This is a genomic window from Micromonospora sp. NPDC005205 (genome assembly GCF_040608275.1).
Taxonomy (GTDB): Bacteria; Actinomycetota; Actinomycetes; order Mycobacteriales; family Micromonosporaceae; genus Micromonospora.
In genome coordinates this window covers 1-8,108 of record NZ_JBEXHV010000039.1, presented here as the reverse complement: position 1 = coordinate 8,108, position 8,108 = coordinate 1, and the positions used below count along the sequence as shown (strand labels likewise).

General features: G+C 70.6%; 8 protein-coding genes. 3 read left to right on the top strand and 5 right to left on the bottom strand.

Annotation, left to right across the window (positions count from 1 at the left end; translation table 11 throughout):
* Nucleotides 1-171: 171 nt before the first annotated feature.
* Entirely contained in the window at nt 172-1,611 is a 1,440-nt protein-coding gene (locus tag ABZU43_RS32980; protein ID WP_355010279.1) for an MFS transporter, read from the bottom strand.
* An 85-nt stretch (nt 1,612-1,696) separates the two neighbouring features.
* On the bottom strand, nt 1,697-1,933 hold the full coding sequence (locus ABZU43_RS32975) for a hypothetical protein (RefSeq protein WP_091397890.1): 237 nt from the start codon (nt 1,931-1,933) through the stop codon (nt 1,697-1,699).
* Between the two features lie 147 nt (nt 1,934-2,080).
* Between ABZU43_RS32975 and ABZU43_RS32970 the strand changes: the two genes are divergently transcribed.
* Both ABZU43_RS32970 and ABZU43_RS32965 read left to right on the top strand, forming a co-directional pair.
* The gene (locus ABZU43_RS32970; RefSeq protein WP_355010278.1) at nt 2,081-3,241 is read left to right on the top strand and encodes a geranylgeranyl reductase family protein; all 1,161 of its coding nucleotides are present in this window, start codon (nt 2,081-2,083) and stop codon (nt 3,239-3,241) included.
* Between the two features lie 84 nt (nt 3,242-3,325).
* On the top strand, nt 3,326-3,499 hold the full coding sequence (locus ABZU43_RS32965) for a hypothetical protein (RefSeq protein ID WP_355010277.1): 174 nt from the start codon (nt 3,326-3,328) through the stop codon (nt 3,497-3,499).
* Between the two features lie 58 nt (nt 3,500-3,557).
* Here the strand turns inward: ABZU43_RS32965 and ABZU43_RS32960 are convergent, their stop codons facing one another.
* Nucleotides 3,558-5,348, bottom strand: coding sequence for a 5'-nucleotidase C-terminal domain-containing protein (locus tag ABZU43_RS32960; protein ID WP_355010276.1), 1,791 nt, complete (start codon nt 5,346-5,348; stop codon nt 3,558-3,560).
* Nucleotides 5,349-5,534: 186 nt separating this feature from the next.
* Here ABZU43_RS32960 and ABZU43_RS32955 point away from each other — a divergent pair, with 186 nt between their 5' ends.
* Nucleotides 5,535-6,437, top strand: a complete 903-nt coding sequence (locus ABZU43_RS32955; RefSeq protein WP_355010275.1) for an SDR family oxidoreductase — start codon at nt 5,535-5,537, stop codon at nt 6,435-6,437.
* A gap of 101 nt (nt 6,438-6,538) precedes the next feature.
* On the opposite strand, the gene ABZU43_RS32950 is transcribed toward ABZU43_RS32955, so the two are convergent.
* A complete protein-coding gene (locus ABZU43_RS32950) occupies nt 6,539-7,198 on the bottom strand; it encodes a nucleotidyl transferase AbiEii/AbiGii toxin family protein (protein WP_355010274.1) in 660 nt (219 codons plus the stop codon).
* Nucleotides 7,195-7,536 carry a hypothetical protein gene (locus ABZU43_RS32945; protein WP_124770765.1) on the bottom strand — a complete coding sequence of 114 codons (342 nt, stop codon included), beginning with the start codon at nt 7,534-7,536 and terminating at the stop codon, nt 7,195-7,197. Before ABZU43_RS32945 ends, ABZU43_RS32950 begins: the two co-directional genes overlap by 4 nt.
* Between the last annotated feature and the right edge of the window lie 572 nt (nt 7,537-8,108).

The window sequence follows — 8,108 nt, the reverse complement described above, 5'->3', positions numbered from 1 at the left end:
ACCGTGCAGGTGTCGGCTTACCCGGACGCCTACGCCCAGTGGGAGCAGCAGGCCGCCGACCTGGTCGGCCAGTACTGGAACAGCTGACCCGCGTCACGGCACGACAGCACGACAGCATCGGCCGCTGGCCGGCACCCGCAACCCGGGGTGCCGGCCAGCGGCGTACGCCGGTCAGCTCTTGTGGTTGTGGGTTCGCCTGATATCGATCAGCGCAGCGATCAACGCGAGGGCGATGATGCCGGTGGCGAGCATGAGGGACTGTTCGAAGGCGTCGGTCCAGTCCCCTCGACTGTCGGCCAACGTGGAGAAGAACAGCGAGCCGACGGCGGCGATGCCGGCGGCGGCGCCGATCCGCTGGCCGGTCTGGAGCATGCCGGCGCCGCTGCCCGACTGCTCGACGGGCACCTCGGAGAGGGTGATCGTCTGGTTGGGGGCGATCACCAGCCCGCTGCCGATGCCGGCGACGAGCAGTGGGCCGGCGGTGACCCAGGGAGCGGGGGCGTCCGGGAAGAGGCGCAGTGCGATCACCGTGGCGGCCAGTCCGACCACCACGGTGAGCAGTCCGATGGCGACCAGTGGTCGGCCGAAGCGGTTGACGATGCGGCCACCGAGCACGGCGGCGGCCGCGGAGCCCAGGGCGAACGGGGTGATGGCCAGGCCGGCGACGAGGGCGCTGTAGCCCAGCCCCATCTGCAGGAACAGGGTGAAGATGAAGAAGATCGCGGTGAAGCCCCCGAAGTAGACGAGCGCCAGGACCGAGCCCAGCGTGTACGACTGGAAGCTGAACAGTCGGAGGTCGAACAGGGGTTGATGGTGGCGTGCGTAGCGTCGTTCCCAGAGCCCGAAGGCGACCAGCACCGCCAGGCCAACCGGGATGAGGGCCCACTTCCACGGGGTCCGCCACTGCTGCTCCTGCACGAGTGGCAGGAGGACCAGGACGACACCGACGCCGAGCAGCAGGACCCCGAAGGGGTCGAGTCGATGCCAGCCGGGTTGACCGGTGGGGCGGCCGGGCAGCAACCGCCAGCCGAGGATCACCGCGAGGACACCGACGGGCACGTTGACGAAGAAGACCCAGCGCCAGCCGTGGTCCTCGCCGCCGACGGCGATGAGCAGCCCACCGAGCAGCGGCCCGACGGCGGTCGAGATGCCGATGGTGGCGCCGAGGATCCCGAACGGGCGGGCGCGTTCGGGCCCGCGGAACAGTTGCTGGATCAGCCCGATGACCTGCGGGTTGACGATGCCGGCGGCGGCGCCCTGCAACAGTCGGGCGATGACCAGCCAGGTCGGGGAGGTGGCGAGGCCGGCGAGCGCGCTGGTGACGGTGAACAGCGCGATGCCGAAGACGAAGGCGTTGCGCCGGCCACGGGCGTCGCCGAAGCGGCCGGCGGGCACCAGCGCCAGGCCGAAGGTGAGCGCGTACCCGGAGAGAATCCACTGCAGGTCGCTCGACGACGCGTGCAGCGCCCGGTCGATGGAGGGCACGGCCACGTTGACGATGCTCACGTCGAGCAGCGTCATGAAGGCGGCGACGAGTCCGACGCCGACGGCCTGCCAGCGCCGTCGGTTCTCGGCCGCCGTCACCGGCTGCGGCGTCTGCGCCGCGCTCATCGCGCCCCCCGTCGACCCTCGGTCACGCATGGTTGACCGCTACCCGGGTCTTCGGGGGGCGAACCGTGCCAGTTGGCTCCGCGGGTCACGCCATCTGGCGGGCGCAGAACCGGGGACCGAAGTCGAGGCCGGCCATCGGCGAGTCCTCGCGGTGCAGCAGGCCCTTCTCGGTGAGCAGGTGCAGAGGGCTGCCCACCTGCTCCGCGGTGAGCCCGGATTCCTCGGCGATCAGGTCCGGGTAGGGCACCTGCCCGCGTGCCTCGAGGGTGGTGACCGCCTGGTACACCCGTTGCTCGGCCTCCGACAGTTGCACCTGCTGCATGGTTCCTCCTCTGTTCGTCCGCCACTGCGGTGGCGGTTGCCGTGCGCCGTTTACCCCCTCGGTGCCCGAAGATGCACACCCGATCGGGCGGTCGCGACGGCGGGCGGGTCCGGCGGGCGGGCCGGGGAGGTGCCCTAGGCTGCTTTCGTGATCGTTTGGGATCTCGTCGTCGTTGGCGCTGGCCCCGCCGGGCTGTCCGCGGCGCACGCCGCTGCCCGTGCTGGCGTCTCCACCCTTGTCGTCGAGCGAGCCGTACACCCGCGGTACAAGACCTGCGGGGGTGGCCTGATCGGCACCTCACTCGCGGCCGTCCAGGATCGGATCGAGGTGCCCGCGCACGACCGGGTGGACCGGGTGACGTTCACCCGCGACGGCCGTCGGGAGTTCACCCGCCGCAACGGCAGCCCGGTGGTGACGATGGTGCGCCGCGAGGAGTTCGACGACCGGCTGCGCGCGGCGGCGGTCGCCGCTGGCGCGCAGCTGCGGGAGCGGGTCGCGGTCCGCGCTATCGAGCAGGACCCCGAGGGGGTACGCCTGCGGCTGGCCGACGGTACGACGATCGCGGCTCGTGCCGTCATCGGGGCGGACGGCTCGTCAGGGGTGACCGGGCGGCACGTGGGGGTTCGGTACCGGCAGGTGGATCTGGGTCTGGAGCTGGAGATTCCGGTGCCGCCGGTCGAGCAGGAGCGGTGGCGGGGCCGGCTGCTGTTGGACTGGGGCGACATGCCGGGCTCGTACGCCTGGGTCTTTCCCAAGGGCGACCGGTTGACCGTCGGCGTGATCGCCGCGCGGGGGGCGGGGGAGGGGACCCGTGAGTACCTGCGGCGGTTCGTCGACCGGTTGGGTCTGACCGGGTTGCCGGCGGAGCACGACTCCGGTCACCTGACTCGTTGTCGGGCGGAGGATTCACCGTTGCGCAACGGCCGGGTGCTGGTCGTGGGGGATGCGGCGGGGTTGCTGGAGCCGTGGAGCCGGGAGGGCATCAGCTTCGCGTTGCGCTCAGGCGAGTTGGCCGGAGCTGCGGTCGCGGATGGTGACCTGGCCGGGTACGAGCGGACGGTGGCCGAGCGTCTGCTGCCGGAGATGCGGGCGGGTTTCCGGCTGCTCGACGTGTTCACCCGTCGCCCGGACGTGTTCCACGCCCTGTTGGCGACCCCGCCGGGCTGGCGGATGTTCGTGCAGTTCTGCCAGGGGCGGGCGAGCTTCGACGAGATGCTGAGCCGCCGGCCGATCCGGGCGGCGCTCGCGGTGCTCGACCGGTTGTCCCATTCGTCGCGCCAGGCCACCACCGCTCACCCAGGATCCTAGGATGCTTTAGAGGGTGTGCGTCCGGCTACTGGTGTCGACCGGCGGGGCCGCCGGACAATCACAGCGGAGCAGGGGGAGACGCTGATGACCGAGCAACAGTTCACCGACGACGAGTACGCGTTTCTGCGCCACGCGCGGTTCGGGGAGTTGCCGCCCGCCGTCCGTCCCGACGAGCGGGTGGCCCTGACCGAGACCGATCCCGGGCGCGACCGGCCGGAGGAGTCCGAGGACCCGATCCGCTGGAACGTGCAGGGCTGAGAACGCGCGACGGGCCGCGGGTGTCGCCACCCACGGCCCGTTCCTGATGCGCTGCGGGTCAGAAGACGGGCACGCCCTCGCGTACCAGACGCCAGTTGGGCTGGAAGAAGTCGGCCGGGTCGATCGTCCCCCTGGCCTGCGCCCAGTCGATGAGCAGCTGACGGATCTCCTGCTGCGCGTTGTAGACCTGGGTCTTCACGATGCCGGGGAAGTTGCCACCGCCGCTGCGCCGGTAGTTGTTGACCGCCACCACGAACTGCGCGTTGTCCGCGACCGGGGTGTCGGTGCCGGCCAGCACCAGGCGGGTGATCCGCTGCCCGACCGGCTTGGAGATGTCGATGTCGTAGTCCAGGCCGGAGAAGACGTCGTAGTTGTAGTCCGGCACCGCCGGGTCGCTGATCTGCTCCGGGTCGACCGGGGCACCCGGCGCGACCGTCCGGAAATACTTCGCCGAGTACTCCAGGTAGGCGCGCACCTCGGCGCCGCTGAGCACGACCGCCTCGAGGGTGTTGTCGTACACGTACAGGCCGGCCACGTCGCGGATCTTCACGTCGCCGGCGGGGAAGACGGCGGTCCGGCTGAACGGGGCCGCGATCGACAGCACCGGCAGGTCCGCGTACGCCGTGCCGGCCAGCGCCGCGCCGACCACCTCGGTCTGTACGTGGTTGATGAAGTCCAGGATCGGCGTGTCCTTGTAGCGCGACTCCGCCGCCGACAACTCCACAGTGGACTGCGCAACCACCTGGTTGACGTACGCGATGGTCTTCTGGTGCTGGGCCCGCACGGCGGCGAGCACCTTCGGGTCCTCGACCACCGTGTTGGTGTTCAGCATGGTGGCGGCCTTCTTGGTGATCGCCCACCGGCCACGCTCGCGGGTGAGGGTGAAGTCCATCCGGGTGAGCCGCTGGCCCCACTTCGACGGCTCGGAGAGCAGCACCTGCGTGCCGGTGCGCCCGTTGGTCACGAACCGCTCGACCACCTCGTTGTGCGCGTGACCGAAGAGGATCGCGTCGATCCCCGGCACCTGTTGGGCGATCAGCGCCACCGGGTTCTCGTTCGGCAGCTCGGGGCCGTAGCTGGAGGTGCCGCTGTCACCGCCGTGCGCGGAGATCAGCACGAGGTCCGCGCCGCGGGCCCGCATGATCGGCACCCACTTCGCGGCGGTCGCGATCATATCGTCGAAGCGCAGCTTGCCCTCGACGTTGCCCTTGTCCCAGATGGCCACGCCGGGGTTGGTCAACCCGAGGATGCCGACCCGCAGGGTCGGCGCGGCGAAGCCGAGGGAGACCTTCTTGATGACGTACGGCAGGAAGGCCGGCTTGCCGGTCTTCGCGTTGACGGCGTTCGCGGCGAGCGCCGGGAAGCCGAGCTGACGGATCCACAGGTCCAGCAACGGCAGACCGTAGTTGAACTCGTGGTTGCCCAGGGTCACCGCGTCGTAGTCGATGACATTCATGGCCCGTGCCATCGGGTGCTTCTCCCCGGTGGCGGTGATCGGCTCCTGCTTGGCGTAGTACGTCGCGAGGGGCGTGCCCTGGATCGTGTCGCCGGCGTCGAGTACCAGCGTCGCCTTGCCGCGCCGCTCCCGACGAATCTGGTTGATCAACGTCGCCAGCTTCGCCACGCCGATGTCGTTCTGCTTGCTGTCGTCGTACTCGGCGTCGCGGTAGTAGTCCCAGTTGTAGACGTTGCCGTGCGTGTCCGACGTGCCCAGGAGGGTGAGATCCCAGGTGCGCGGCCGGGCCGCGCCGGCCGCCTGCGCGGGCGCGGCGGCGATCAGCGGGGTGGTCGCCGCGGCCGCCGCGGCGACGAGCACCTGGCGGCGCGACGGGCCGGAGGAAGAGGTCATGACGTGCCTTTCCATGGGGGTGGACGCGCCTCGTGAGCGCCTTGCGCACCCTAACCAGCAGCGGGCACCGCCGCACGACAGCCCTGGTCGTTGCAGCGGTTTCCGCAGGCCGACGCAGGGTAGGGCGGTCAGGGACGGCATTCGCGGGAGACCCCCGCTTCCCGCGCGCAGCGAGGAGAGTTTTCAGTGAGCGAGGACCAGCACACCCAGCAGGACCCGACCAGCCAGTACGGAGGGCAGTCCGGTCAGCCCGCGCAGCAGCAGTCGGCGCCCGGCTCCACCGCGGAGATGAACCCGCGGCCGGACCACGGGGAGGAGTCCTACCGGGGCAGCGGCAAGCTCGACGGCAAGCGGGCGCTGATCACCGGCGGTGACTCGGGGATCGGCCGGGCGGTCGCGATCGCCTTCGCCCGGGAGGGCGCGGACGTGCTCATCTCGTACCTCAGTGAGGAGGAGGACGCCGACGCCCGGGAGACCATCCGGCTGGTCGAGGCCGCCGGCCGGCGGGGCGTCGCGGTACGCGGCGACGTCACCGACGAGGCGCACTGCCAGGAACTGGTCGACCGGGCGGTGCGCGACCTGGGCGGTCTCGACATCCTGGTGAACAACGCGGCGTACCAGATGTCGCAGGACAAGGGGATCCTCGGGATCAGCACCGAGCAGTTCGACCGGGTGTTCAAGACCAACCTGTACGCGATGTTCTGGCTCTGCAAGGCAGCCATTCCGCACCTGGCCGAGGGGTCGGCGATCATCAACACGTCGTCGATCCAGGCGTTCGACCCGTCGCCGCAGTTGCTGGACTACGCCACCACCAAGGCGGGGATCGCCAACTTCACCAAGGCGCTCGCCGCCGACCTGGCCGAGCAGGGCATCCGCGTCAACGCGGTCGCACCGGGCCCGGTGTGGACGCCGTTGATCCCGGCAACCATGCCGGAGGAGAAGGTGAAGCAGTTCGGCACCGACACCCCGGAGGGGCGTCCCGGGCAGCCGGCGGAACTGGCACCCGCGTACGTCTTCTTCGCCTCGCAGGAGTCCAGCTACGTGACCGGCGAGATCCTGGGGGTCACGGGCGGTCGACCGACCAAGTGAACCGCCGCCGGGTGGGCGTCCGGTCGGTATGCCCACCCGACGCTTGTGGCCTGCTCGCGTCGCGTGGCCCGTTGGTGCGGCTTGTTCTTGTGGCCCGCTGGTCAGCGGGGCCAGGCGGCGAAGCGCTGCCGGATCTCGGCGACGTCGACGGTGCCCAGGCCGTACCGGCCGAAACGCTGGTCGGAGAGCCGGTCCAGATAACGGCCGGCGGCGCGCACGTCGTCCGGGTCCAGCGCGGGGTCGACCTGCCGTGCCAGCACCAACAGTTCGGTCACGTCGTAGTGGTCGAGGGCCGCGGCCACGTCGATGAAGTCGCGAACCTCCCGCCGGTTGACCAACGCCGCGATCTTGTTCGCCACCAGGTCACGAACGTCCATCACCGGGCCGAGGTCCATCACCACCGGACTCTGCTGGCGGTCCAACCGGGCGAGGCTGAGCCGGATCTGCCGTCCGTCGCGGCTCACCACGAAGTCCTTCATGTCCTGCTCGTACCCGTCGAACAGTTCGGCCAGCTCACTGTCCGGGTCGGCGTCACTGACGATGAACCCAGCCCGCTCCAGGGCCACCCGCACCCCGGCGGACGCCGCCGCCGCGGCACCCTCCACGTCCGCGAAGAGGTCCACGTCCTCCGTCGGTCGGGCGACCAGCCCGTGCGCCGCCCACGCCACCCCACCACCCAGAACGAACCGGTACGGCCCGGCGGCGGCCAGCGCCACCCGGGCCACCTCCCGGTAGAACTCGTGCAGATGAGGTTCGATCACGCCGCGCGCAGGCCGCGGTGCCGGCTCTCCCACGCCTGGCGTACGCCCCGAGGCAGGTTGAGCAGTCGCCACACCCGACGCAGCGTCCGCCCGTTGATCAGGGCGCGCAGATCCTCGGCTCGAGTGGTCTCGCGAAGCACGTTCTCGTACATCCAGAGCAGCTGGTCCGGGTCGCCGAGGTCGAAGGTGCGCTCGGCGTTCCACATCAGCCGTACCGGCAGTTCCACCACACCTCGGGTGGGGCCGGCAAGCTCGGCGAGGGTCCGTGCCACCACAGCGGGGCGACCCGGGCGGGCCAGAAAGGCCACGCCGGTCGCGGTGGGGGAGACGGCCTGCATGGTGTCAGGGTAACGCCCGCCAGAGCCGGTGTCGCTCAGGTCGATCCGAGCGCGCTGCTCATGCGCGCCGACCTGACCCCGCCCGGCTGCGAAGTCTGTCCGGTCTGTGCGGCCTTTGCACGGTCGGTGCGTTCCTGATCGACTCGGGTTTCCTGATGTCGGGGTGTCCGGGCGTCCGGGATGCCCCGCCTTCCGTGAATCCGAGTGGATCACCCGGAGAGGGCTGGTCCGATGGCGTGGAGCCCGGTGCCGTGTGGGTGGTTTGTCTGTATCTGGGTGTGGCCGGGTGCACTCGCGGGCCGGAATCATGGCCGGGTCGGGGTCGTTACATACTCTGACGATTGCAGTACCACGACCCGCCGCCCGACCTTCCAGGGTTGGTCGCGCAGGTCGGAATGAGAACCTCCCCCCGGTCGTTGCAGTCCGCACGGACGACCGACGGGCACCGCTTAGACGAGGGTGCCGGCAGGTGGGCCAACCCCGGAATGACCTCGGCCCTCCGGTCGTTACACAGGGTCCCGGCGCCACGAGCCCCCCGCTCGCCAGGCCGCCGACTCCGACGCCCGATCAGG

What these genes read in the sequence shown, in the direction of transcription:
- ABZU43_RS32945 (WP_124770765.1), bottom strand. Translation starts at nt 7,536, where the DNA reads ATGCAGGCCGTCTCCCCCACCGCGACCGGCGTGGCCTTTCTGGCCCGC.
- ABZU43_RS32960 (WP_355010276.1), bottom strand. Translation starts at nt 5,348, where the DNA reads ATGACCTCTTCCTCCGGCCCGTCGCGCCGCCAGGTGCTCGTCGCCGCG.
- ABZU43_RS32975 (WP_091397890.1), bottom strand. Translation starts at nt 1,933, where the DNA reads ATGCAGCAGGTGCAACTGTCGGAGGCCGAGCAACGGGTGTACCAGGCG.
- ABZU43_RS32965 (WP_355010277.1), top strand. Translation starts at nt 3,326, where the DNA reads ATGACCGAGCAACAGTTCACCGACGACGAGTACGCGTTTCTGCGCCAC.
- ABZU43_RS32980 (WP_355010279.1), bottom strand. Translation starts at nt 1,611, where the DNA reads ATGAGCGCGGCGCAGACGCCGCAGCCGGTGACGGCGGCCGAGAACCGA.